The 24,345-nt window shown below is 30.1% G+C and carries 25 protein-coding genes; 4 read left to right on the plus strand and 21 right to left on the minus strand.

Features of this window, described 5'->3' with window-relative positions:
- Positions 1-7: 7 nt before the first annotated feature.
- The 16 genes from Q0617_RS12580 to Q0617_RS12655 form a co-directional block, all read right to left on the minus strand.
- Positions 8-727 carry an MBL fold metallo-hydrolase gene (locus tag Q0617_RS12580; protein ID WP_298753670.1) on the minus strand — a complete coding sequence of 240 codons (720 nt, stop codon included), beginning with the start codon at positions 725-727 and terminating at the stop codon, positions 8-10.
- Positions 717-1,946: an MFS transporter gene (locus Q0617_RS12585; protein ID WP_298753671.1), complete on the minus strand. Its 1,230-nt coding sequence runs from the start codon at positions 1,944-1,946 to the stop codon at positions 717-719. The genes Q0617_RS12580 and Q0617_RS12585 overlap by 11 nt, the downstream gene beginning before the upstream one ends.
- Entirely contained in the window at positions 1,930-2,622 is a 693-nt protein-coding gene (locus tag Q0617_RS12590; RefSeq protein ID WP_298753672.1) for an endonuclease/exonuclease/phosphatase family protein, read from the minus strand. The genes Q0617_RS12585 and Q0617_RS12590 overlap by 17 nt, the downstream gene beginning before the upstream one ends.
- Positions 2,606-3,136 carry an AAA family ATPase gene (locus Q0617_RS12595; RefSeq protein WP_298753674.1) on the minus strand — a complete coding sequence of 177 codons (531 nt, stop codon included), beginning with the start codon at positions 3,134-3,136 and terminating at the stop codon, positions 2,606-2,608. Before Q0617_RS12595 ends, Q0617_RS12590 begins: the two co-directional genes overlap by 17 nt.
- On the minus strand, positions 3,133-3,771 hold the full coding sequence (locus Q0617_RS12600; protein ID WP_298753675.1) for an acetyltransferase: 639 nt from the start codon (positions 3,769-3,771) through the stop codon (positions 3,133-3,135). Before Q0617_RS12600 ends, Q0617_RS12595 begins: the two co-directional genes overlap by 4 nt.
- The gene (locus tag Q0617_RS12605) at positions 3,771-4,916 is read right to left on the minus strand and encodes an alpha-D-ribose 1-methylphosphonate 5-triphosphate diphosphatase (RefSeq protein WP_298753676.1); all 1,146 of its coding nucleotides are present in this window, start codon (positions 4,914-4,916) and stop codon (positions 3,771-3,773) included. The genes Q0617_RS12600 and Q0617_RS12605 overlap by 1 nt, the downstream gene beginning before the upstream one ends.
- Entirely contained in the window at positions 4,900-5,604 is a 705-nt protein-coding gene (phnL, locus tag Q0617_RS12610; RefSeq protein WP_298753677.1) for a phosphonate C-P lyase system protein PhnL, read from the minus strand. The genes Q0617_RS12605 and phnL overlap by 17 nt, the downstream gene beginning before the upstream one ends.
- Before the next feature lie 9 nt (positions 5,605-5,613).
- Positions 5,614-6,450, minus strand: coding sequence for an ATP-binding cassette domain-containing protein (locus tag Q0617_RS12615; RefSeq protein ID WP_298753678.1), 837 nt, complete (start codon positions 6,448-6,450; stop codon positions 5,614-5,616).
- Positions 6,450-7,277: an alpha-D-ribose 1-methylphosphonate 5-phosphate C-P-lyase PhnJ gene (locus Q0617_RS12620; protein WP_298753679.1), complete on the minus strand. Its 828-nt coding sequence runs from the start codon at positions 7,275-7,277 to the stop codon at positions 6,450-6,452. Before Q0617_RS12620 ends, Q0617_RS12615 begins: the two co-directional genes overlap by 1 nt.
- On the minus strand, positions 7,274-8,323 hold the full coding sequence (locus Q0617_RS12625) for a carbon-phosphorus lyase complex subunit PhnI (RefSeq protein ID WP_298753681.1): 1,050 nt from the start codon (positions 8,321-8,323) through the stop codon (positions 7,274-7,276). The genes Q0617_RS12620 and Q0617_RS12625 overlap by 4 nt, the downstream gene beginning before the upstream one ends.
- A complete protein-coding gene (locus tag Q0617_RS12630) occupies positions 8,323-8,859 on the minus strand; it encodes a phosphonate C-P lyase system protein PhnH (RefSeq protein ID WP_298753682.1) in 537 nt (178 codons plus the stop codon). Before Q0617_RS12630 ends, Q0617_RS12625 begins: the two co-directional genes overlap by 1 nt.
- Before the next feature lie 3 nt (positions 8,860-8,862).
- Complete coding sequence (locus tag Q0617_RS12635; protein ID WP_298753683.1) at positions 8,863-9,288, minus strand: phosphonate C-P lyase system protein PhnG; 426 nt, start codon at positions 9,286-9,288, stop codon at positions 8,863-8,865.
- The gene (phnE, locus tag Q0617_RS12640) at positions 9,288-10,145 is read right to left on the minus strand and encodes a phosphonate ABC transporter, permease protein PhnE (protein ID WP_298753684.1); all 858 of its coding nucleotides are present in this window, start codon (positions 10,143-10,145) and stop codon (positions 9,288-9,290) included. The genes Q0617_RS12635 and phnE overlap by 1 nt, the downstream gene beginning before the upstream one ends.
- 122 nt (positions 10,146-10,267) lie before the next feature.
- Positions 10,268-11,143 carry a phosphonate ABC transporter substrate-binding protein gene (gene phnD, locus Q0617_RS12645; RefSeq protein ID WP_298753686.1) on the minus strand — a complete coding sequence of 292 codons (876 nt, stop codon included), beginning with the start codon at positions 11,141-11,143 and terminating at the stop codon, positions 10,268-10,270.
- A gap of 155 nt (positions 11,144-11,298) precedes the next feature.
- The gene (phnC, locus tag Q0617_RS12650) at positions 11,299-12,054 is read right to left on the minus strand and encodes a phosphonate ABC transporter ATP-binding protein (protein WP_298753687.1); all 756 of its coding nucleotides are present in this window, start codon (positions 12,052-12,054) and stop codon (positions 11,299-11,301) included.
- Positions 12,047-12,772 carry a GntR family transcriptional regulator gene (locus Q0617_RS12655; RefSeq protein ID WP_298753688.1) on the minus strand — a complete coding sequence of 242 codons (726 nt, stop codon included), beginning with the start codon at positions 12,770-12,772 and terminating at the stop codon, positions 12,047-12,049. The genes phnC and Q0617_RS12655 overlap by 8 nt, the downstream gene beginning before the upstream one ends.
- Positions 12,773-12,907: 135 nt before the next feature.
- On the opposite strand from Q0617_RS12655, the gene Q0617_RS12660 reads away from it, so the two are divergent.
- The 4 genes from Q0617_RS12660 to Q0617_RS12675 are packed head-to-tail and all read left to right on the plus strand — an operon-like array spanning position 12,908 to position 18,753.
- A complete protein-coding gene (locus Q0617_RS12660) occupies positions 12,908-13,903 on the plus strand; it encodes an aldo/keto reductase (protein ID WP_298753689.1) in 996 nt (331 codons plus the stop codon).
- A gap of 45 nt (positions 13,904-13,948) precedes the next feature.
- Positions 13,949-14,794, plus strand: a complete 846-nt coding sequence (gene galU / locus Q0617_RS12665; RefSeq protein ID WP_298753690.1) for a UTP--glucose-1-phosphate uridylyltransferase GalU — start codon at positions 13,949-13,951, stop codon at positions 14,792-14,794.
- Positions 14,784-15,980: a glucose-6-phosphate isomerase gene (locus Q0617_RS12670; protein ID WP_298753691.1), complete on the plus strand. Its 1,197-nt coding sequence runs from the start codon at positions 14,784-14,786 to the stop codon at positions 15,978-15,980. The genes galU and Q0617_RS12670 overlap by 11 nt, the downstream gene beginning before the upstream one ends.
- Position 15,981: 1 nt before the next feature.
- Positions 15,982-18,753: a DEAD/DEAH box helicase gene (locus tag Q0617_RS12675; protein ID WP_298753692.1), complete on the plus strand. Its 2,772-nt coding sequence runs from the start codon at positions 15,982-15,984 to the stop codon at positions 18,751-18,753.
- A gap of 5 nt (positions 18,754-18,758) precedes the next feature.
- Here Q0617_RS12675 and Q0617_RS12680 read toward each other — a convergent pair whose 3' ends face one another.
- From Q0617_RS12680 to Q0617_RS12700, 5 genes are read right to left on the minus strand one after another with little or no spacing between them, the layout of a single operon-like run.
- Positions 18,759-19,874, minus strand: a complete 1,116-nt coding sequence (locus Q0617_RS12680; RefSeq protein WP_298753694.1) for a cytochrome c peroxidase — start codon at positions 19,872-19,874, stop codon at positions 18,759-18,761.
- Positions 19,849-20,775, minus strand: a complete 927-nt coding sequence (locus Q0617_RS12685) for a sterol desaturase family protein (RefSeq protein ID WP_298753695.1) — start codon at positions 20,773-20,775, stop codon at positions 19,849-19,851. Before Q0617_RS12685 ends, Q0617_RS12680 begins: the two co-directional genes overlap by 26 nt.
- 1 nt (position 20,776) lies before the next feature.
- On the minus strand, positions 20,777-21,664 hold the full coding sequence (locus Q0617_RS12690; protein WP_298753696.1) for an imelysin family protein: 888 nt from the start codon (positions 21,662-21,664) through the stop codon (positions 20,777-20,779).
- A complete protein-coding gene (locus tag Q0617_RS12695) occupies positions 21,664-22,947 on the minus strand; it encodes a di-heme oxidoredictase family protein (RefSeq protein ID WP_298753697.1) in 1,284 nt (427 codons plus the stop codon). Before Q0617_RS12695 ends, Q0617_RS12690 begins: the two co-directional genes overlap by 1 nt.
- Positions 22,931-24,280, minus strand: coding sequence for an imelysin family protein (locus Q0617_RS12700; RefSeq protein ID WP_298753698.1), 1,350 nt, complete (start codon positions 24,278-24,280; stop codon positions 22,931-22,933). The genes Q0617_RS12695 and Q0617_RS12700 overlap by 17 nt, the downstream gene beginning before the upstream one ends.
- Positions 24,281-24,345: the final 65 nt, after the last annotated feature.

Genomic DNA, 24,345 nt, shown 5'->3' on the forward strand with positions numbered 1-24,345 from the left:
AAAATAATTAAATATAAAATGGATACTTTAATTCTATATTGTTTATTTTCAAATAACTTAAAGTGTGATGAGAAGCATGTATTAGATATGACTTTCTTGCATTGATAATATCTAAGAGTTTTGTTGCCTCTTCATAGTTTAGGTGATTTCCATTATTTAAATTTGGTGCAAGTCCAGCATCTATATAACACTCATCAATCTCTTTTGATAATAAAAAGTCCATTGATTCTTTTGATATACCCCCACAATCAGTCAAATAAGCAATAGTTTTATCTCTACTCTCTATTAGGTAACCAGAAGTATTTTTTGAGTGTTTAAGGGGTATGGGAGTGAAACTAAGCTCATTTACTTTTATTGGTGCAAATAGAGTGTTTTCAATATATCTTATTGCTTTTGTATGTTTAAAAAGATCAGCAAAACCTTTCTCATCTTTTGGATGATAACAGTCAATATTATCAGCGCTATATCTAAGGCGTAAAAGTCCTAGAGTATGATCTGGATGAAAATGTGTTAGAAATATAGCTTTGATTTTTCTCTTATCAAATATTGTTGCAATATTTTCGATTCCTGCATCAAGTAAAATGATTTCACCATTTTCACACTCAATGTAGGCACTTGTAGAAAGATTAACTTTATTTTTACTTCGATACTCTTGACAAATAATACACTTGCAATTATGTGTTGGAATTCCTCCACTATCTGCTGTTCCTAAGAAGTTAATTTTCATCTAAAACTACCTTTGTCTTTTGGATTAAAATATATAATAATATGAGTGAGATAAATGATATTACTATTAGCATGAATACAGCACTTTTAGCACCAATGCTATCCATAACTAATGCAAAACCAAATGGTACAGTTGCAACAATTGTATTTCTAAATAAGTTAATATCTCCTGTAATTTTACCATAACCAGTTCTGCCAAATAAATATAAAGGTATAGAACCTCTAATTATGGCTAAAAGTCCTTGTCCTGTACCATATAAGATTATAAAAAGAAGTGCAAAATAATAGCTATATCCACTAAAAATAAGAAATATCAAACCAATACAAACCACTAAAATAGAGTAAAAACCTGATTGTAATGGGGTAATCTTTTTTGCAATAATTATCTCAAATATTCTTGCGACAACTTGTGCAGGACCAATGATTGCGCCTAAGATTACCGCACTTGCAATCTCAAATCCAAATTCAGCTAGTAAGCCCATAAAATGTGTTTGCATAACAGTTACTGGAATTGCAATTAATGAAAAAACAAGAATCAAAAAGATTTTAGCTTCTTTTTGATTTTTCCCTTTTATATTTAAAGTATCTGGTAAATGCTTTATTGATTTATCTTTACTTGCATTATCTATTAATAAATTGGGTTTTAGAACAAAATAGTGTATTGGCATAGCAATAAAAATATGAAATAGTCCAAGAGTAACATATACCTCTCTCCAGTTCATAGTGGTAAGAAGATAACTAATTAGTGGCCAAAAAATAGTTGAGGCAAATCCTGCAATAAGTGTGATTTGAGTTATGGGCGTTCTTGCTTTATCTCCTGCTAACTGGGAAAAAGCTACAAATGCAGATTCATATAAAACAAGAGTTGATACAACTTCTAAAAATAGTATTGATATTATATAGTGCCACTCATTTTGAATAAAAGAGATAGAGTATAATCCTAAAAAACATAAAAAAGAGCCTATTGTCATAATAATTCGTGCACCATGGTGATCAAGTAGTTTTCCTACAGTTGGAGCTAGAAAACCTCCAAGTAAAATCCCTAAAGAGAATATTCCAAATATAAAAGATTTACTCCATTCAAATTCATTTTGAATTTGCGTAGACATTATAGTAAAAGAGTAAAAAAGTGTTCCATATCCAATAGTTGTAGTAATACCCAAACCAAGAACAGATTTAATTGTTCCTGCTACAAAAAAGTTACTACTTATTTCTTTCATTTATCCAGCTAAAACTATTTTCTAAGCAGTAATGATCACTTAAATTTTTAATACTTATTTTTGATTCTACCTCTAGGTTAAAATTACTTTTATAAAAAATATAATCAAGTACTAAGTCCTCTTCATATGTGGCTAATTCATTTACAGAGCTATATCCACATCTCTTAATCTTTTTTATCTCTTTTGAGTTGGCATTTGAATTCATATCTCCACAGATTATTGTCATATCACTATTATAGTTTTCAAGTTTATATCTAATAATCTCTATTTGATTCATTCTTCCTTGGTGACTCAAATTTGTTAGATGAGTATTTATAATGAGTAGTTTTTTGTTATTGATTTCAATTTGAATAAATTGAGCTCCTCTCTCATCTTCTTCACCTTTATTAAAGTAGATATCTTCAAGGTGAGATAGTTTATATTTGGACAAAATTGTAAGATTTGAACTTGATTTTTTTCCATTTCTTTTTTTTGCACGTAAAGGTAAAGTGATTTTATAAAATCCTAATGATTCATTTATATTAGCACTACTTGAGAAGTTTGTATCTTCATAATCTTCTTGTAAACAAATACAATCAAGGTTTTCTAGTTTTCGTCCAATATCATGGATTCTTTTTGGAAATTTCCCACAGTTCTTCCAGAGGTTATAAGTTGCTATATTAAAAAACTGTTTCATTTTTAATTCTTTTTAATAAAGTGATAAAATTAGCACAAGAGAGTTCTATTGAATTTGAATTATCAAATTGTATGATATTTGTAGCTTCGATTTTTTCATATACTCTAGCTAGTCTTTTTTGTATCTCTTCTTCATTTTCTCTAGCTCTATTTTTTAATCTTTTATATAAAACATCTTTTGGAAGAGTTATCTCTATAGTGATTACATTTTCAAACTTCTCTTCAAAATCTTTTATTGCACCTCTTGAAATAGAGATTATATTAAGCCCCTCAATAATCTGGTTTTTAGCTATACCATATTTATTTGTATGAGCTTCCCATGTAGAGATGAAAAAACCATCTTTTTGTAATCTTTGGAAGGCTTCTGTATCAATATAATAGTTCTCTTCATTACTATCAGGTTTTCTTGTAATGTATCTTTTTACAAAGTTAACTTCTACTTTATTTTGAATACTTCTTAAAAGTGTATCTTTGCCAACTCCACTTGCCCCAACAATCAAAATTATCTGTTTCATTTTTTATACTTTTCTATAAATAGTTCAATGCTTTTAAAATCATCAATACTATTTTTAATTTTTTCATAATCCCAATCCCACCATGCAATAGTTTTTAAAGCTTCGATTGTCTTTTCATCAAATCTATATCTAATAATGCGAGCTGGATTACCAACAACTATTGCAAATGGTGGTATATCTTTTGTCACAACAGAACTACTTCCAATACCAGCACCGTCTCCAACTGTGACATCACCCATGATTACAACATTATGTCCTATCCAGACATCATTTCCTACTTCAACTCTTCGCTCTTTTCTCCAATCAAAAAAACTCTCATCATCAATCCCAAATCCAAACATCTCTTTTCGGTATTGCATATGATGTTGACTTGCCCATGACATAGGATGTTGACTTGGATTTAGTCTTACATAAGAAGCTATATTAACAAACTTTTTGATTGTACTATGAATGATTTGGCAGTGTTCACTTGTATATGAGTAGTCATCAATTACTGTATCTTGAATATTATTGTTAGAGGCAATTTCTATATACTCTCCAAAACTACAATCTTTTATTGTAGATGTTGAATCAATATTTGGCTCTTTTGTTAATACCTTTTTTTCTTTTATATTAAGGGACTCTATTTTATACATTATATTTTGAAACCTCTAATTCCATTGTAAACAATTTCTCCATTTTTTAGTGTAAGTACCACTTTAGGAAAATGAGATTCATCGATTACTACAATATCTGCAATTTTTCCCTCTTGTATCTCCCCTCTATCATTTAGGTTAGCTAATCTTGCAGGAGTTGAACTAATCATTGCAAAACCTTTTTCAAGCTCTAAATCAACATCTTCTTTTAGTCTGTAAGGGCTTAACAGCAGTGATGCAGGATGATAGTCACTGCAAAGGTAATCACATACACCTTTTTTGATTAATTCACGAGCAGCGATATTGCCACTTTGGCTTCCACCTCTTACTACATTTGGTGCACCCATTCCTGTACTAATACCTAACTCTTTTGCTTTTTGTGCAACTTCAACACTTAAAGGAAATTCAGAAAAAGTAACACCTAAAGCCTTCAAAGTATTTAACTTATCTTCACAATCATCATCATGACTAAGCACTGCAATATTGTTATCTAAGCCAAACTTTACTAAATCTTCTACAATTCCAACTTTGTCTTTTGCTAATTTTTTTTCAATATACTCTTCAACATCTTCATCATCAATTGTATATGCACTTAAGTGATACTTTTTCCATGATTCTAAGGTTTTAAATTGTCCTTGTCCAGGGCTGTGATCCATAATAGATAACATATCAACTTTTTTGCTAGAGATTAGATTTTTTATAGTTTCAAGGGAACTTTCACTTGTGATTTCAAATCTTGCGTGTATTAAATTATCAACACCAAGATGAGCCTTATTTGCTTCATAAATCTCTTCAATAAGTTCTTTAGAACGTTCTGTTCCTCTTCCTTTACTTAGCTCTTCATCATTAAAACCAATAGCATGGTACATAGAAGTAACACCTGCCATTGAGAGTTTCTTATCTAGTTCTATTACTGCCATTTTTGTAGGAAATCTTGCCCCTGGTCTTGGTTCTAATTCTTTTTCAATAGCATCACCGTGTAAATCCACAAACCCTGGTACAATTCTTCTCTCACCTAAATCAATAGCAATATCTACACTTTTGTAAGGACAAACAGCTGTTATTTTATCTCCTTGAATTACAACATCAGCCCCTTGAAATTTGCCATCAATTAGTACATTTGTACTTCTAATGATTGTTTGCATATCTTTTTTCCTTCATATCAAAAATCTTATCACTAATTCTTTTCATGCAATCCATATCATGGAAAATCCCAATCATGGTTACCCCTTCTTTTTTTATTTCCAATAACTTGTCAATAACTTTATTGGTATTATTTTTATCTAAAGAGGCTGTTGGTTCATCAAGTAAAAGTACCGATTTTGGTGCGATGATTCCTTTTGCAATATTTACACGCTGTTGTTCTCCACCACTAAAAGTCAAAGGTGAGATGTCAAAAAGTTCTTCTTTAATATTTAAAAAACTCAACATCTCTTTTGCTTTATTTTTTGCTTTATCTTCACTTTCACCTTTTTCAATCAAGGGTTGTGCCACAATATCTACTGCACTGATTCTTGGTAGTACTTGTAAAAACTGAGAGACATAACCTAAGTGTTCTTTTCGTAAATTTAATATTTCACTTTCACACGCTTTTGCAATATCTAACGAGCTTCCATCATCATAATTAAATAAAATCTCACCACTCGTTGTTGTATAGGTTCTATATAAGGCTTTTAAAACAGAAGATTTTCCTAATCCACTTGGTCCATATAGTGATAAAAACTCACCTTTATTTAGTTCAAAAGTTATATCATAGTAACCATTGATTTTAAGTCCACCTCTTGTATGTACTGTAAACTCTTTATGTAAATTTCTTATTTTTAATTTTTGCATTTTTAAACCTTACAATATACTAGATACAAGAAGTTGAGTATATGGATGTTGTGGGTCTTCTAAGATTTGATCTGTAAGACCTTTTTCAACGATTTGTCCATTTTTCATTACAACTGTTATATCTGTGAGATGTTTTATAACACCCAAATCATGAGATACGATTACCATAGAAAAGCCAATCTCTTTTTGAAGTACCTTTATCAAATCTAAAATCTTAGCTTGAACTGATAAATCAAGTCCAGTGGTTGGCTCATCCAAAAGCAGAAGTTTTGGATTACTTGATAGGGCTTTTGATATTTGGATTCTTTGCTGTTGACCTCCACTAAATCTATCTGGATAATCATCTATTCTACTTACTGGTATCTCTGTTTTATCTAAAAAGTATTTAGCGATATTTCTTATCTCATCATACTTTTTATTTCCACCCATGATAACCTTTTCAGCAATATTCCCACCAGCACTAAATCTATAGTTTAGTCCTAATCTTGGGTTTTGATAAATCATTGACATTAAAGTATTTCTTAGATAATTCATGTCATTTAAACTAGCTTTATTGATATCTTTTTTATTACCATTTTTATCTGTGAAGTTTTCTATAAAAACTTCACCCCTTGAGGCTTTTTGGTCTTGATAAATAAGTTGTAAAAGGGTAGATTTTCCACTTCCACTCTCTCCCACTATTCCTAAAACCTCACCTTTTTTTAACTCTAGGTTTACGTTGTTTACTCCAACAACTGCATTACAATGTGGACAAATAGATGAGTTAGTTTGAGCTCCTGTATCTTCTAAACACTTAGGACAAGAAACTCCAAATATTTTTGATAAATCTTTTATTTGTAGTACCATTATTTGCCTTTTTTCTCTAATGTTTTATCACAATATGAAGTGTCACTACAGTAGTAGTTTACTTTTCCCTCTTTATCATATACTTGGTCTAAAAAGACTCCACTATTTCCACATCTTTTACAAGACTTATCCTCAAAAGTTTCTACTTTAAACTCTCTATCTTCGAACTTTAATGGTTGGACATCACTATATGGAGGAATAGCATATATTTTTTTCTCTCGTCCTGCTCCAAAAAGTTGTAGTGCTTTTGAGTTACCTAATTTTGTTGTGTCATATTTAGGAATTGGACTTGGATCCATAGCATATCTATTTTCTACAATTACTGGATATCTATTTGAAATACGACTATCTCCAAAAAGTGAAGTATCTTCATATAAAAGTACCCACAGTTTTGAATAATCAGCATTTGCATGCATTACTCTTGCTTTATAAGTATCTGGTTCAACTGTCTCTAAAATATCAGGCATAGGCACTTGAAATACTAGTATTTGTCCTTCACTTAAAGGCTCTTCTGGAATTCTGTGTCTTGTTTGAATCAGCGTTGCTTTTAATGTATCTGTTGTGGTCTCATTATGTGTAACAGAAGTCACAAAGTTTCTAATGTTTACTGCATTTACACTACCATCACAACCTTGGTCAATAACTTTTAAAGTATCATCTTCTTTTATAAGTGAAAGAGTTAGTTGAATCCCACCTGTTCCCCATCCTCTTGCTATTGGCATCTCTCTACTTGCAAAAGATACAATATATCCAGGAATGGCTACTGCTTTTAGAGTTGCACGTCTTATCTCTTTTTTTGCATCTTCATCTAAAAAGGCATATCTCATTTTTTATCCTTTGCAAAATCAGCAGCATTTGAAAATACTTGTAAATCTGATTGAAATGTAACATAATGTGGAAGTTTGAAGTGGTTTGTAAATCCCATGGAGTCAACTCCATCAATGTGATGAATAATCATCTCCACATCACTTGCAAACTCTTTTTCTCCAACACTAAATTTGGCACTATAAATACTTAAATCTAAAATACTCATGCTGATTGCTTTTGTTTCATTAAAACCAAAACAAAAACCAAAGCCAGTAGTAAGTTTAACTTCACCATTTTCTTGTTTTTCAAATGTTCCTGCACTCTCACAAGCTGTAACATCTAAAGTGGCTACCTTTACCTCTTTTTTTGTAAAAGGGTGTGTAAATTTAACGGTACTTGTCCCTGTTCTAATATCTCCAATAGTTGGATGAACGTCCCCATAACCTCGAATAGATGTATACGCAAAACCTAACATCGAACCAGCTTCTCCCCTAGCCATCGTCTGCATAACTGCACTTCTTGGATATGGAGGTTCTGGAAAAACTCTTGTAATATCAGAAGTTTCTTCATCAGTTTTTAATTTTTTAACTAAATTTTTTGCTCTTAGTGGCTCTAGGGCACTTTTTATAATATTGTCTTCACTACTATAGTGTTCCCATTTTTTTGTTTGGTGAATATTGTTTAGGATAAGTTTTACTTCATAGTCATTTGAAGCCCCTAAAATCTGTCCACCTTGGATATCTTTAAAAGCTGATGATATTCTTCTTTGAATATGCATCTCATTTACATCTATAGTTTTTGCTATTCCTATTCTTTGGCAAGAACTTCTGTGAGCTCTTAGGAAAAATGCAGCATTAAGTAAATCACCAGCACTTTTTTTGATGGCAACTGAAGCTAGCTTTTTACTATAAAGTGAGCCTTCACTCATAACCTTATCAACTGCAAATCTCAAACCTGTAGTTACATCTTCTGTTTGAATCTTATTTGAGTTTTGAAGAGTCTCTTCATAAAAATTCAAAGAGTTTTCAATGGCCTCTTCTCCGCCTTTAATGGCAACATATCCCATTATGCAATCTCCAGTTTTGTTGTTCTACATAAAGACTTGATTTGTCCATTGTTTTTATTTAAAAATACTATTTCATTTCCTAATGGATAAGAGATATTGTTATTATTAAACTCTTCTATAAACTTTTTATTTACAGGATAGTTTGTATCTTTTTGTACATCTATTCCAGGACCTTTTAAAGTAATTGTCTCTCCATCAAAAGAGTCGCAAATATAAATAATGGTACACGAATAATCAGGGTTTAAATGGGTACCTTTTTTAACTACATTTAAAATATCTGTCAAACTATCACAAAAGAGATAATCTGTATTTTTTATAGTGTCTACTTTTGAGTTTGTTATTGCATCAATAACTGAAAAATCCTCTTTTGTATTATTTAAATAAGATACTTCTGAATATAAAAGTACACTTGCAATTGCTAAAGTGTAAGAGTCAAAGAGTTTGTTTATAGTTTTTACTGTTCCTGGCATTGAAAAGGTATCTAGTAAATATCTAAAATTTTCTCTATTATTTTGTTCTATGTCTGTTGTATTCATCTCTTATCCTTCCATCAAATCAAAGCTAACTTTTGTTGAATTAACCTTTTTATTTAACATACTTTTTTGTTCTTCTATATATTTGTTTGTATCTGTACATAGGGTAATAATCTCATTTTTAAAAATCTCTTCTTCAAAAACAGCATCAAAAGTTGCAATATAAAGGGATAACTGTTCATTTTCATCTTGAACCATCGACCAACCTTTGTTTTTATTTATCTCTACAATAGTACTGGTTACAAGAACTTCTCCCGCATAAAACTCTCCACCACTAATAGGGTCTTTTACTGGTACAAGTAGGGTTTGGCTTGAAGGTTGGCTCAATACCGTAACTCCTAGTTTTGCATCAATCTTTTTATAAAGTTCTTCTAACTTTTTAAGTGGTGCTTGCTGTAAGATATAATTTAAATCTTCTCTTTGAAATTCCATTAAATAAACCTTTTTCTAATCATAGCACTTAATTTGTCAAGTCCCCAAACTGTTACAATAATAAAGATGAGGATAGTACAAACATCCCCATTTTCAAAACCTCTTAATTTGTCAAATAGGTAATACCCAATACCACCAGCCCCAACAAACCCTAAGATAGAAGCACTTCTTACATCACTTTCAAATCGATATAAAACCATTGATACAAAGTGAGGCATAGTTTGTGGAATAACTGCATAAGTTAAGATCTTGATAAATCCTGCACCACTGCTTGCTAAGGCTTCAACGGGACCTGGGTCAATGGATTCATTTCCTTCACTTAAGAGTTTACTCAATACTCCTGCTGTATGAATACCAAGTGCCAAAATACCTGCCATTGGTCCAAGACCTACAGCACTTACAAATATCAAGGCCCATACTAATTCATTTACAGAACGGCAAACATTGGCAATAAATGTACCTATTGCATAAAGACTTTTTCTTAAAAGTTCATGCCACCAAGTCTTTCCAGGTATTAAAATTAAAAGTATATTTCTAGATGTAATATATGATAAAGGAATAGCTAAAATAATAGAAATAATGAGTGCAATAATTGCCATTTGTACAGTTTCTAGCATGGCCCAAAAATAGACAATCAAATCTTCACTATATGTGTTTGGTGGAAAGTATGAGCTTCCTTCTATCTCTGGATTTCCTTGCATATATGAGAGCATGTATCCCCATCCATCAACAAGTCCCATAAAGCTCATCTCAGTATCAACCCAGCTTTGAGCTACTATAAACATAAATATGAAGAGTAAAACTACATTAAACAGCTTAAAAGGGTTTGACTCTTTTTTTAATTGGTCAATTGACATTATATTTCCTTATAAAATTAAATTTAAAAAAGGCAATACAAGGGTATTGCATTTTTTAAATTAATGGTTTGATATGAAAATCAGCTGAGTTATTCAGCTGATTTTGTTCTATTTTTGTGTGCTTATTTTTTCTTTTTTAGTTCTTTTTTAAGTTTGATTAATTCTCTTACAGAATCATAATCACTGTCTTTAGCAGGTGCAAAACCTTTAAGTTTTAATTTTTTAAGACCTTCTTTATCGTTATATGATAAAAACGCACCCATTACTGCCATTTTAAATGACTCTGGTAAATCTGATCTAACTGTCATAGGAGAACCTGGAATAATGTCTGATTTCCAAATAACATTAAAATCATCTGCTGTCCAGTTTCTTCCAAGACCTCTGTTATAATCAAGATTGTTTGTAGATGCAGCATCAATTTTTCCTGCTTTTATAGAAAGAATAGAAGCTTCATGTCCACCTGAGTATAATACTTTTGAAAAATATTCTTGTGGATTGATTCCTTTTTTAGAGAACATTACAGTTGGAACTAATGTACCACTTGTAGAGTGTGAAGATGTAAATGCCCATGTTTTACCTTTAATATCTTCTAAAGATTTAAGACCACTTCCTTTTTTTGTAAGAATCATTCCATAATAACCTGGTAATCCAGTCTCTTCACCAACCTCCACTGCAACGGCTTGTGCTTTTGCTCTTTTTTGAGCCTCTACATAAGATTTTGGTCCAAAGTAAGCTATCTGTACGTGATTGTGTTGCATAGCAGTAATAACACCTGCATAATCACCAGCAGTTTGTAGATTTACTTTAATACCTAGCTTTTTTTCTAAATATGTTGACAATCCACCAAATGTATCTTTCATAGAAGTTGCACCTGCAACAGGAATAACACCAAAGTTAACCTCTTTTGGCCAATTTTCTGGGTTTGCACTTAAAGTAGATGCACTTAATGTTAATGCTAATGAAGCAAGTCCAAGTTTTTTTAAGAAGTCTCTTCTCATAGTTTATACCTTTTAAATTTGAAATTAGGTACACTACAAATTCTATTTTGTAGTGTAATTGTTCAATTATTTTGCAATAATTCACCAAAGTAGCTGTGCGATTAGCTCTTGCTTCATGATTCGCCAAAATTCTCAAGTAAGAGCTATTAAATAAATCAGTCTGTGTCGTTTTCTTCTGCTTCACCTTCATAGATTTTTTCTAAAATTTTTTCATTTAATTCATTTGCTTTTCCATCAAAAATTACTCTACCACTATTTATTCCGATAATTCTTGTACAATATTTTTCTGCAACCTCAAGGTGATGTAAGTTTGCTATGATGGTTACTTTTATTTCTTTATTGATTTTTTCTAATATTTCCATGACTTTTTTTGCACTTTTTTGGTCAAGTGCTGAAATAGGTTCATCTGCAAGTATTATTTTAGGTTCACTTGCAAGGGCCCGTGCTATAGCTACCCTTTGTCGCTGACCTCCGCTAAGTTCATCACATCTTCTTGAAGAGTGTTTTTGGATATCCACTATTTCGAGGAGTTTTTGTACTTTTGTTAACTCTTTTTCTTTATAATATTTAATAACAGCTCTTGCCATTGGAATATCTTTTAACATTCCACTAATTACATTATCAAGTACGCTTAATCTATCCACTAAGTTATATCCTTGAAAGATGATTCCTATTTGTTCTCTTAATTTCACCAAATCTTTTTTCTTGATATTGTCCATGTTATAGTTTAATACTTCAAACTCACCATTAAATACTTTTATACCACCAACAACAGACATAAGAAGAGTTGACTTTCCTGCTCCACTAGGTCCTATAATCCCAACAAATTCACCCTCTTTTATTTTTAGGTTTAACTTGTCTAATATTTTCTCTTTTTTATAACCTAAGGTTAGGTTCTTCATTTTAATCATTTAATTTGTCCTTATAATCAACTACAATTTTTGCCATGTCACTTCTAAAATAAGAGTAACAATAATCAATAGTTTGATTTGTTTTTTTATCAGTAGTTTTTGTAGAAATTTTAATTATCGGTAAATCATTTTGTACATTAAAAATCTGTTTTGATATATAGTTTGTAGAAGTTATATCAATATCTGAACTCTCTCTTTGAGGATTTAGTTTATAAATATCTTTATATAGTTTTGAAATTGACTTTGTTGTAGGAATAATGCTTTCTATATCTTTTAATAGTGATTTATTCATATAATATTCTGCAAATAAAAATGGTACATCATCAACGAATCTCATATTTTTTATATATAAAACTTCTTCTGCTTCTCTAATGTTTAATTTTTTTGCAACTTCTTCATCTGCTTTAATTGTTTTCATTTCTAAAAGTTTGATAGAGGGAACTTTTTTTAGTTTTAATATCTCATTTGTAAAGGTTGTATTTGAAGAGATTGTGTAAGTTATTTTTTTAGGATTTACAAAGTTTCCACTACCTCTTTTTGAATATAAGTAGCCTTCATTTTTAAGTTTATTAATCCCTTGTCTTACAGTTAATCTAGATAGAGAAAATTTTTCACATAAAGTGTTTTCAGAAGGTATTTTATTATGTTCTTCTAGTTCGTTATTTATCAAATTTAATAAATAGTTATAAACTAATTCATAATCAAATATTTTTGACATCTTCACTATCCTTTCTCAAGTTTTGTAGTGAAAGTATAGGTCTGAAAAGTTACAGGGAAATTACAACTTGTATATACAAGTTGTAATTTCTTTGTAATATAATATGATTAATATTTCATAAATAAAGGATTAAAAATGAAGTACAATCAACTTGGAACAACAGGGTTAAAAGTCTCTAATATAAGTTTAGGGACAATGACTTTTGGAGCTGAAGCAGATAAAAAAGAATCAATAAAGATGTTTAATATTTGTAAAGATAGTGGAATCAATCTTTTTGATTGTGCAAATAAGTATGCCAATGGAGAGTCTGAGATAATATTAGGAGAGTGCATTAGCAGTTGTCGAGATGAAGTTATAATAACAACAAAAGCTGGAAGTAGAGTTACAGATGAAATAAATAGTTTAGGAACTTCAAGAAAACATCTAATGCTTGAACTTGAAAAGAGTCTAAAGAGATTAAACACAGACTATATAGATATATATTTTTTACACTATTTTGACTCGTATACTTCCATTGAAGATAGTATGAGGTTTTTAGATGAAGCAATAAAACAAGGGAAAATTTTATATAGCGGAGTTAGTAATTGGGCTGCATGGCAAATAATGAAAAGTATTCATATCTCTAAAAGTAACTTACTTAACAAAATTGATTGTATTCAGCCAATGTATAGCCTTATAAAAAGGCAAGCCGAAGTAGAAATTTTCCCTTTAGCCCAAGACCAACAACTAGGTGTTATGACATATAGTCCTATTGGTTCAGGCTTATTAACTGGAAAGTATGAAGAGATTGATAAAAATAGTAGTGCAAGATTATATGACAAAAAATATTATAATCAGAGATACTCTAGTGAAACTTATTATGATACTGCAAGAAAATTTTGTAAATTTGCAAAAGAAAATGATTATGAGCCATCTGCATTGGCAATAAGTTGGGCAGCAAGTAATGAAGCTGTTAGTTCATCAATTATTGGAGCAAGAAATTGCGCTCAACTTAGCCCTAATCTTGAAAGTATAAAAATAGATATGACAAAAGAGTTAAGAGATGAGATATCAAGTTTATCAATAGAACCTACTCCTGCAAATGATAGATTAGAAGAGATTGTTGATGAAAAAAATAAATTAAGATTTTAATGCTTTTTTGTTACAATCTCTTAAATTTATAAAACGAGATAATCAATGAAACAAAAACTTATAAAAAAGTGTCTTTTCCCCGCAGCAGGTTACGGGACAAGATTTTTACCTGCTACAAAAGCAACACCTAAAGAGATGTTACCAATTTTAACTAAACCACTTATTCAATATGGTGTAGAAGAGGCAATTGCTGCTGGAATGAGTACCATGGCTATAGTAACAGGACGAGGGAAAAGAGCTATTGAGGACCATTTTGATATATCTTATGAACTAGAACATCAAATAAAAGGTACAAGTAAAGAGCACTATTTAACTGAAATTAGAAGTGTAATAGAAAAATGTACTTTTTCTTATACTAGACAAGTGGAGATGAAAGGTTTAGGCCATGCTATTTTAACTGGCGGTGAAACTCTAATAGGAGATGAGCCCTTTGCTGTGATACTTGCAGATGATTTGTGTGACCATGAAGGAAGTGGAGTTTTATCTCAAATGGTAGAGCTATATGAAAAGTATAAGTGTTCAATCGTAGCTATTGAAGAAGTACCTAAAGATGAAACATATAAGTATGGAGTAATAGAAGGTAAAGAGATAGAAGAGGGTATTTATATGATAAGTAATATGGTTGAAAAACCAGACCCAAAAGATGCTCCCTCAAATCTTGCAATTATTGGAAGATACATTTTAACACCTGATATTTATGAGATAATAAAAAACACAAAGCCAGGTAAAAATGGTGAGCTTCAAATCACTGATTCACTTATGATACAAGCAAAAGAGAATATGGTAATAGGATATAAATTTAAGGGTAAAAGGTTTGATTGTGGAAGCATAGATGGGTTTGTTGAAGCTACAAACCACTTTTATAATAAAGTAAAAGCAAATGAAATATAATAAGAATTTTTATCAAATCAAATCAAATCAAGAGATATTTGAAAGAATAAAAAAAGAGAAAAGCTACATAGGTTATTATAACCTTCCTTATCAAGATACAAGTGAGATAAAAGAGTTTGCTAAAACTGTAACTCAAAAAGATATAGTAGTAGTTGGTATTGGTGGAAGTTCTTTAGGAACTTTTGCTATTCATAAGTTCTTACAACACAAAGAAAATGAAAAAAAACTTCACTTCTTAGAATCTACTGACCCTTTAGACTTACAAAGAAGAATTAGTAAAATAAATCTAAATGATGCACTATTTATAATCATAAGTAAATCAGGAACTACAGTTGAGACGGTTAGTATCCTAAAATATTTACACACTCTCACAACTATTGATTCATCAAACACCATATGCATAACAGAAAATGATAGTAAACTAAATAGTTTTGCAAAAGTAAGAGATATAAAAACTTTTGACATACCTAAAGATGTTGGTGGTAGATTTTCTGTATTTTCTGCAGTTGGATTAGTGCCACTAGCTATTATGGGTTTGGATATAGATGAGTTATTAAGAGGTTGTAAAGAGGTAAGTAATAGCTTTTTCTCACAAGATGAATATTATGCTTTACTTATGGAAAAGGCTAGATTTTTAGTTGAAAACAAAAATAGATTTAATATAAATGTTGTATTTTCATATTCACTTTTACTTGAAGGTTTTAATAAGTGGTATGTTCAACTTTGGGGAGAGAGTCTTGGTAAAATAAACATAAATGGCACAAAGCAAGCCCTTACTCCTATTGGCTTGGTAGGACCAATTGACCAACACTCTTTTTTACAACTAATAGTTGAGGGTAAAAGAGATAAGACGGTTACCTTTATAAAAATAGAAGACTTCCAAGATGAGATGACCATTCCTGATTTATCCCTAGAAGGTTTAGAAGAGTTGGATTATTTAAATGATATTAAATTTAAAGATTTGATAAATAAACAGGCAGATGCGACTATTGAAGCAATAGAGGGCTTAGATGATATACCATGTGATGTGATAACTATCCAAGCTCAAGATGAATACAACATAGGTAAACTAATGTTTTCGTATGAGTTATTAACTTCTATTGTAGGAAAATTTGTACAGATAAATACCTATGACCAACCAGGTGTTGAAACGGGTAAAATCATCTTAAAAGAAAAACTAAAATAAAGTGAACTCTCTTATTACAAATGGGTCCAATAGTAATTTTTATACCCATTTAACAAAACTTTTAAGAGAATGTAAAAGCTACTATTTTTCTGTAGCTTTTATAAACTTCTCAGGAGTTCAACTTTTACTTGATAGTCTAGAATTTTGCCAAGAGAATGGAATAAAGGGTAAAATACTTACATCTACATATTTAAACTTCACCCAACCAAAAGCCTTAGAAAAACTACTTGAATATGAAAATATTGAGCTAAAAATTTATGATACAAATCACTTCCAAAAAGGCTTTCATACAAAAGCATATATCTTTGAGTTTGAAGATGATTATAAGATACTTCTTGGTTCTTCAAATATAACTGCAAGTGCTTTTAAAAGCAGTGTGGAATGGAATATAAAAACAGTCTCAAAAAAAGATGATATTTTTGCAAATGAGATATTAAGGGAATTTGATATTTTATTTAAACAAAGTTTTGAAGTTGATAGTGGATTTCTAAATGAGTATGAAAACTTTTATCATAAAAACAAAATAGAAGAGTTTTCATATAAAAGTAGTTTTACCCTAAATAGTATGCAAGGAGAAGCTTTAAATAACTTGCAACATCTAAGAGATAAAAAACAGACTAAAGCCTTAGTTCTTGCAGCAACAGGTACAGGAAAAACATATCTTGCAGCCTTTGATGTGAAAGCCTTTGAGCCTAAAAGAATTCTGTTTATAGTTCATAGGGAAAATATCTTAATAAAAGCAAAAAATAGTTTTGAGAAGATTATTTTAAATAAAACTATGGGTTTATATACAGGAAATAAAAAAGAGATTGATAAAGAGTATCTATTTACTACTATTCAAACTATAAGTTCAAATTATGAAAACTTTTTAAAAGAGGAGTTTGATTATATAATAGTGGATGAAGCTCACCATATTACAAGTCCTAGTTATGAAAAAGTTTGTGATTATTTTAAAGCTAAATTTTTACTAGGACTTACTGCCACTCCAAATAGAAGTGATGAAGGGAATATTTATGAAGTATTTGATGAAAATATTGCTTGCGATATAAGACTTAATGATGCCTTGGAGCATAGTTTAATCTCACCTTTTCATTATTATGGAATATGCGATATTGAATCAATTGATTATGAAAATATTGATATTTTAAATATATCACAGCTATCCAAAGCTTTGATGGTTAATAAAAGGGTTGATTATATTATTGAAAAGATGGATTTTTATTCCTTTGATGGTAAAAAAAGAAAAGCCTTAGCCTTTTGTGCTTCAAAAGAACATGCAAACTTTATGGCAAAAGAGTTTAGTAAGAAAGGTATAAAATCTCTTGCTTTAACAAGTGGTGACTCCATAGAAAAAAGAGAAGAGTATATTAAAAACCTAGAAGATGATAATCATGATTTGGAAGTGATTTGTAGTGTTGATATTTTTAATGAAGGAATTGATATTCCTTCAATTAATAGTGTACTTTTTTTAAGACCAACAAACTCTTCAATAGTTTTTGTGCAACAATTGGGTAGGGGGTTGAGAAAACATAAAAACAAAGAGTTTGTCACTATTTTAGATTTTATTGGTAATCATAACAGAGCTTATATGGTGGCCTTTGGATTATTGGGTGATAAGATTATAGATAAAGAGAGTTTGAAAATTGCACTTTCAAATAATTTTGCAAATATTGCTCATGCTTTTATTAGCATGGATGAGATATCTAAAAAAAGAGTATTAGAACAAATAGAAAAAGAGAATTTTCATTCGATGAGGTATTTAAAACAAAAATACTATGAATTTAAATCTTTACTTTCAAATAAAATTCCTATGCTAGAAGATTATATTGCTTTTAGTGAGCACATTAGTCCTCTTGATTTTATCTCTGAGTCAAAATCATATATTGAGTTTTTACAAAAAGTTGAAGATAGAAGTGAAATTAAAACTTTATGCCAAGATGAAAACTTTATAAAAGCAATAAGATTTTGTGAGTTTTTATTACCTATAAAAAGAGTTTATGAGTTTGTTATATTAAAATATTTATTGACTCATAGTTCTTGTACGCAAAAACAGATTTTTGATTTACTAAATAAAGAGTTAGATTTTGTCTGTAAAGATACTATAAAGCACTCTTTTCGTTACCTAAATCAAGAGTTCTTTGATAAGTTACAAGTGCAAAGATATCTAAAACTTGTGGATTTAAAAGAAAACAAACTATTTATTACAAAAGAGTTTGAAAAAGTATTGGAAAAAGATGAAGCAAAAATTTTTATGGAACATAGTTTAAATTATGGAATCATAACTTATAAACAAACTTTTAAAGAAGAAGATTATGGCTTACCATTTTTAAAACTTTATGAAAACTACAATATGCTAAATATCGCCTTAGTATGCAATCTTGATAAAATACATACTTCCTTTAGGGGAAGTGGTTTTCTAAAGCATAGGGATGATTTTTTCTTATTTATAACCCTACAAAAAGACAAGATATCTAAGTCATCAAAATATAAAAACAATTTCTTAGATAAAAACTTAATTACCTATGTTAGTAAACCAAATATGAGTAGTGATAAAAGTGATGGATTAAGACTCTGTGAAAATATCAAATACAAAACAAGACTGCATCTATTTGTAAGAAAGATTTCCCATGAAGATAAAAAGGTTCAGCCTTTTATTTATCTTGGACTTTGTAATAGTAAATCTTATGAGGGAAATAAACCTATAAATATCATACTAGAACTTGAAAATGAAGTTTGGGATGAGCTTTATGAAGAGTTCACAAAGCTTCCCTAAAAAGATTACTCTTTAATTAAATGTTCATACTTTTTATCAGTAAGAAGTTTCATAAAAGCCACAAGTGCTTCAACTTTTCTATCTGTTAATTTTTTGGCTTTTAACTCTTCTTTTGAAATTGTATCTTCAATCTCAGGTTCTGCCCATTTTTTACCAGTTTCTGGGTTTATTGAACGTTGCGTGTTATTATATTTATCATAAAACTCAACAACAGTTTTTAAATCACTAAAAACACCATTATGCATATATGGACCTGTGACTGCTACATTTCTAAGTGTTGGAACTTTATATTTTCCTCTTTGTGTTTTATCTGTAACAGCAGGATTTGCTAATAGACCATCATCAAGTCTCTTTGCACCATTTTTTGTTCGTAAATCTTTATTTACAGGTGTTCCTATATTATGATATTGGTAATTTGTAAATGTCTCACCCTCTTTATCTTCACCTTTTAAAACGTGACAAGATGAACAAGAGTTATTATTGTTTGAGAAAAATAGTGCTTTACCTAAGTCTTCTAATGCTGTTAAGTCATATTCATCTCTTAAAAATCTATCGTATTTAGAATCAAAAGGTGATACTTCATCACTTCTTTCAAAACTTGCAATAGATTTTGTCAGGGCTTCAAAGGCTTTTTCAGGATTATTAAATATCTCATTTCCATATAGTTTTTTGAAACTGCTTACATAATATAGGTTTTCTAATAATCTATTTACAACTTCTTTTTTTCCCATCATTCCCATTTCATCTGGGTTTAAAGGAGGTCCTCCTGCTTGGTCTTCTAGTGTACTAGCTCTTCCATCCCAAAACTGTCCACCCACATAGGCTTTTTCTTTTTTGTCATAATGAAATAGAGGCGAAAACTTTGCATAAGATGCAGTTGGTGCACTTCTATCTCCAATGGAAGTACCATTATCTCCCATAGAGGCCATTTTTGCTACGCCATTATCTCTATCATCGATAAATCCACTATCAGGATTGTGGCAAGTTGCACAGGCCTGTGTTCTATTTTGAGATAAGTTTTTATCAAAAAATAGAGTTTTCCCTAGAATCTGTTCTTGTGTTAACTGGTTTGCATAGATGTTTACAAAAAGTAAACTAGCTATCATAATTATTTTTGTCATATTGTCTCCTATTAAATATTTTTTTGAAAGGAAAAATTAAAAGAGATAAAATAGTCTTATACTCTTTCATTTGTTCCTCTCTTAGTCCAAACTTTAAAACTTTTACATCCTTTGAAAGTTTTAAACTTCCAAAAAGATAATCCCATACTGCTAAGTAACCACCATAGTTTTTATCGAAATGTTTTTTGCTATGATGTATTTGATGCTGTTTTGGTGAAATAAATATTTTTTCTAGATACTTTCCATATGAAAATGGAATATGGCTATGTCTCAGGTTTGATCCAAATATAGAAAAAACTACTATAAAAATATTTGCACCAAAGACCATATATATATCAATCATTGCACCAAAAAAGTACAAAAATATTCCCGTAATAAAACCAATACTTAGACTATATCTTAGACCAAATAGTATGTTTTCAACTGGGTGAACCCTATAAAAAGTGAGTGGATTTAAAACTTTTGCACTGTGGTGAACCTTATGAAACTCCCATAAAAAAGGTACTTCATGTAAAATTCTATGTAAAATATATCTTGTAAAATCACTAAAAATAAAAAGTGATAAAGTATATAAAAACAAAATTTCTTTATATGAAAATATACTATTTTCAATCATTCCAAAATGTAAATACAAAAACTTAGTGATGCTATAAGCTATAGTTTTTGCACTAATTATTAATGGTATTAGTAAAAATGCATTTATCATATATCCTAAAAAAAAGTAAGAGTAATCAAGCTTTGCACTAGGGTGTAACCAGAGCTTTGAAGAAAATATAACCCTATGACTTTTTTTAGTATATAAAAAATATAAAAATGCTAAAAATATAGATGAAATAATATAAATCCAAAAGACTCTTTTGTTTGGATTTATAAAATATTCAAATACCATTAAATCGTTCAAATTAATCTCCGTCAGCGTCTAATATTTTTGCTGTGATACTTAATTGCTCAATTAAAGATAAGAAATAAGAAACATGAAGCTTATTTACAGCTTTATATAAATCTTTTGGGTTGTTTTTTAAAGATTCAATTGCATTATTTAATAAAGTTTGTGCTTGCACAGTCTCTTTTTTTGCACCACTTTTTTTAGCCATATTTGCAAAGTTATAATAACTTTGATTTCCAATTATCTCTTTGTTTGCTTCCAAAATAGCCTCAATTGCAAAATAGGTATTATCACTTAAAATATACTCTTGCTCTTTTTTAGCTACTTTTATTCTCCACTCTTTTAATTTATAAGTACTAGAAATAAGAGCATTCATGATTAAGCCATTTTCCCATTGCTCATCTTTTTTATCACGACTTAAATACTCTTCGTAAGCACTTTTTATATCTTCTAAATTAGAGATAATAGTATTTGTAATTACATTTGCTAACTCTTTTTCTCTTTTTGTGATTGTGTTATCATTGAATAAAACATATTCTAAGGCATTTACTGTTTTAAATGAGTGTTTAAAAAGTGCAATTTGAGGCTCATCTTTAGAGTCTATAACCCGTTGCATCTGTTCATTTAAATTCTCTTTTAAGTTGTGAAAAACATCGATATATCTTGGTGTATCAAGATAGTTTTCATCTATATCTCCTGCAAAATAAAATGCTTCAACTTTTTTCCATGAGATAATGAAGTTTTTGAAATTTTTTGCATTGTAATTTTTTTGTAAAATCTGAGCATTTTTAATTGTGTCATTTACATTTACAATTGAAACATTTTTTAGTATAGAATCTAAAAGAGTCTCTTTTGCAAATAGTGTCATAACACTTAAGCTAACTAGTAAGATGATTTTTTTCATTATAATCCTTTTAAAAACTCTATTAGAAGTTTTTTATCTTTTTTATTTAAAGCTATATAATTCTCTTTTGCACGGTTAGCTTCTCCACCATGCCACAAAATTGCTTCTTCAAAAGTTTTAGCTCTACCATCATGTAGAAGTCTATACTCTTTTTTTTCTGTTTTAAATCCCCACAATGGTGCTGTTCTAAATTCATTTCTTTGCGCTTGAAACTCAACTCTTCCATCACTTAAACCTTTTCCCATATCGTGCAATAAAAGATCTGAGAAAGTATAAATATTTTTGCCTTTTTTACTTTTTAGTGAAGGTACATGACAAGAAGTACAAGCAGTCTGTGAAAAGATTTTAATTCCCTTATCAAAAGATTTACTTTTTGTAGGCTCATAGCTTGGAAGATTTTTTAAATAATATGTAATAGCATCAAGTCTTTCATCAGTAATATCAATCTCATCTCTAGCCTTTGGTGCTTCATTACACTCTATTTGAAACTCTGTACAGTTTTCACCTTGGTTTAAAGAAGTTGATAAACCCATATCGTTAAATGCTGCATTTGCAACTTGCTCTTTTAAAAAGGCAACACTAGCTTTATATGTATATCTCCCTAACTCTTTTTTTTGAGTTATTTTAGAGTAAACAAAATTTGCTTTTCCACTTATTCCATCATTATTTGAGTCATTTTCATCTACATTTTCAAGTATAGAATTTTCATCTATTTCATCAATTAAGCCCATGCCATAAAGTGTTGGAGCAAGTCTATATGTGATATTTGTAGTTTTATGAAGGCTTCCATAGTTTAGATTAGTTAAAGTATATTTTGGTTTATAAATAAAGTGTTCTTCATCATCAAAATAGAGTTTGATTTTTTCAAAATCAATATTAACTTTTGCCTCATATGGAACATCATTAATACTACTTATTGCAATTTGTTCTCCATAGATTGGTTCTGGGATTAAACCTTGATTTTCTAAAATACTTTGATGTAAATTTGTATTGTTTGAGTCAATAGAGAGTTTTGGGATTAGTGATTTTGAAGCACGGTTTGATTTGCTGTATAGAGTTCCTCTAGCATTATTAGGGTGACAGCCAATACAGGTATTTGCATTAAATAGTGGTCCAAGACCATCCCTTGCAGTTGTGGCACTAGGTGCCTCAACCCAAGGAATTGTAAAGAAACTTCTACCTAACATAAATTTATCATATTCTTCATTATTCATCTTTTGTGATGAATATAGATTTATTGCAAAGAATAGAATTAAAATTAAGAAATTAAAGTTTTGTTTCATCTGCGTCAGTAACATCCTCTGTTGTTAAATTTATTCCATTTGAAACAGCAACAGGAACCATCATATCTCCAAGTTTTCTCATCTCATTTTTAAGCTTGACAATAACTTTTGACATAGGACTTGTTGGTCTTATTTGATAATCAAAATGTTCTTTTGTTTTTGCAGTTGTATCTATTAAAGCAATTTTTTCTTCAATAGAAGTCATAAGTTTTTCTATTTTTGCTTTAGATGTTGCATCAACTTTGTCTAATAAAGAAGGACCATATTTTTTTCCATCATAAGTTGAAGTTAAAATATTTTTGAACCCTTGATAGTTTGTTGCAATATCTCTATGTGTATTATCCGAGAAACAAGAGTGCTCATCTTCTTCTGATGGTGTTAAAACAGCAACTGCGATTCTTTCATTTGCAAGTTCTGATTTTATAAATACACCAAGACCAGAAATGATTTGTTTAAGAGCTTCATCTTTTCCTATATTTTTTGATGCATTATCACCTGATAATTTACCTAATAGTGCAGCATTATAAAGACCTGCTGTTCCTTTTACCTCTTTTTGCCAAGCTAATGTTACAGTTTCTAAATCATTTACGATTTTTTCTGCTGCTGCTTTTAAATAAGCAAATCTTCTTGGAGCATTTACTTCACTTGTAAAATCACTTAATGGTCTTTGACCTGCAGTCATAGGTCCATTTGTAATTGAATCTTTTAGGAAGTTAGAATAATCCTGATCTTGCCCCCATAATAAAAACTCAATTGCATGGTATCCACTAGCAACATTGGCATCTCCACCGTTTTCATTTAAATCTGAGATTGCTTCAGGAGTGATTTTAGTTACATCAACAACTTTTGGATCTTCTCCACCTGGATTAAATTTTCCAACTGTATCAATGATATTTCCAGATGTTTTAGCACCATTTGCATCAATTGTATAGTCAATCATATTTTCATCTAATGGCCAAGCATTAATTTGTCCTTCTAATGCTCCATAAGTTTCAGAAACCCAACCTTCTTCTGCATCAATTGGACCATTTGATAATCTAAATGCTTCTGTTTGTCCATAAGATTCTCTTGAAACTCGCCAAGCGTCTTTTGCTTTTTCTAAAGTACTTTCAGTAGGATTAGCTGCAAATTTTTCAATTGCTTTAGTTAAATCATTTGCATCATTTAGTGCAGTAGAATAACTATCAAGTGCAATATTTGAATATGCTTCTAATATAGTTTTTGATTGAGCAACTTCTTGTTTTGTTGCAGTGTTTGATTCCATAACACAACCAGTTAATGCAATTGCAGTAACAACAGAAAGTGAGATTAGTAGTTTTTTAGTATTTTTCATTGTAGTCCTTTATTAAAATGCGTAAGTAACACTAGCAAATAGTTTGTCATAATCATTAGCAGTAG

The sequence above is a fragment of the uncultured Arcobacter sp. genome (assembly GCF_937982575.1).
Lineage (GTDB): Bacteria > Campylobacterota > Campylobacteria > Campylobacterales > Arcobacteraceae > Arcobacter.

Excerpts from the sequence above, each read along its gene's own strand:
- galU (WP_298753690.1), top strand. The coding sequence starts at position 13,949 with ATGAAACAAAAACTTATAAAAAAGTGTCTTTTCCCCGCAGCAGGTTAC.
- Q0617_RS12615 (WP_298753678.1), bottom strand. The coding sequence starts at position 6,450 with ATGGTACTACAAATAAAAGATTTATCAAAAATATTTGGAGTTTCTTGT.
- Q0617_RS12680 (WP_298753694.1), bottom strand. The coding sequence starts at position 19,874 with ATGACAAAAATAATTATGATAGCTAGTTTACTTTTTGTAAACATCTAT.
- Q0617_RS12620 (WP_298753679.1), bottom strand. The coding sequence starts at position 7,277 with ATGAGATATGCCTTTTTAGATGAAGATGCAAAAAAAGAGATAAGACGT.
- phnL (WP_298753677.1), bottom strand. The coding sequence starts at position 5,604 with ATGCAAAAATTAAAAATAAGAAATTTACATAAAGAGTTTACAGTACAT.
- Q0617_RS12655 (WP_298753688.1), bottom strand. The coding sequence starts at position 12,772 with ATGTCAAAAATATTTGATTATGAATTAGTTTATAACTATTTATTAAAT.
- Q0617_RS12590 (WP_298753672.1), bottom strand. The coding sequence starts at position 2,622 with ATGAAACAGTTTTTTAATATAGCAACTTATAACCTCTGGAAGAACTGT.
- phnD (WP_298753686.1), bottom strand. The coding sequence starts at position 11,143 with ATGAGAAGAGACTTCTTAAAAAAACTTGGACTTGCTTCATTAGCATTA.
- Q0617_RS12660 (WP_298753689.1), top strand. The coding sequence starts at position 12,908 with ATGAAGTACAATCAACTTGGAACAACAGGGTTAAAAGTCTCTAATATA.
- Q0617_RS12630 (WP_298753682.1), bottom strand. The coding sequence starts at position 8,859 with ATGAATACAACAGACATAGAACAAAATAATAGAGAAAATTTTAGATAT.
- Q0617_RS12580 (WP_298753670.1), bottom strand. The coding sequence starts at position 727 with ATGAAAATTAACTTCTTAGGAACAGCAGATAGTGGAGGAATTCCAACA.
- Q0617_RS12585 (WP_298753671.1), bottom strand. The coding sequence starts at position 1,946 with ATGAAAGAAATAAGTAGTAACTTTTTTGTAGCAGGAACAATTAAATCT.
- Q0617_RS12670 (WP_298753691.1), top strand. The coding sequence starts at position 14,784 with ATGAAATATAATAAGAATTTTTATCAAATCAAATCAAATCAAGAGATA.
- Q0617_RS12605 (WP_298753676.1), bottom strand. The coding sequence starts at position 4,916 with ATGCAAACAATCATTAGAAGTACAAATGTACTAATTGATGGCAAATTT.
- Q0617_RS12625 (WP_298753681.1), bottom strand. The coding sequence starts at position 8,323 with ATGGGATATGTTGCCATTAAAGGCGGAGAAGAGGCCATTGAAAACTCT.
- Q0617_RS12695 (WP_298753697.1), bottom strand. The coding sequence starts at position 22,947 with ATGAAACAAAACTTTAATTTCTTAATTTTAATTCTATTCTTTGCAATA.
- Q0617_RS12600 (WP_298753675.1), bottom strand. The coding sequence starts at position 3,771 with ATGTATAAAATAGAGTCCCTTAATATAAAAGAAAAAAAGGTATTAACA.
- phnE (WP_298753684.1), bottom strand. The coding sequence starts at position 10,145 with ATGTCAATTGACCAATTAAAAAAAGAGTCAAACCCTTTTAAGCTGTTT.
- Q0617_RS12700 (WP_298753698.1), bottom strand. The coding sequence starts at position 24,280 with ATGAAAAATACTAAAAAACTACTAATCTCACTTTCTGTTGTTACTGCA.
- Q0617_RS12690 (WP_298753696.1), bottom strand. The coding sequence starts at position 21,664 with ATGAAAAAAATCATCTTACTAGTTAGCTTAAGTGTTATGACACTATTT.
- phnC (WP_298753687.1), bottom strand. The coding sequence starts at position 12,054 with ATGATTAAAATGAAGAACCTAACCTTAGGTTATAAAAAAGAGAAAATA.
- Q0617_RS12635 (WP_298753683.1), bottom strand. The coding sequence starts at position 9,288 with ATGGAATTTCAAAGAGAAGATTTAAATTATATCTTACAGCAAGCACCA.
- Q0617_RS12595 (WP_298753674.1), bottom strand. The coding sequence starts at position 3,136 with ATGAAACAGATAATTTTGATTGTTGGGGCAAGTGGAGTTGGCAAAGAT.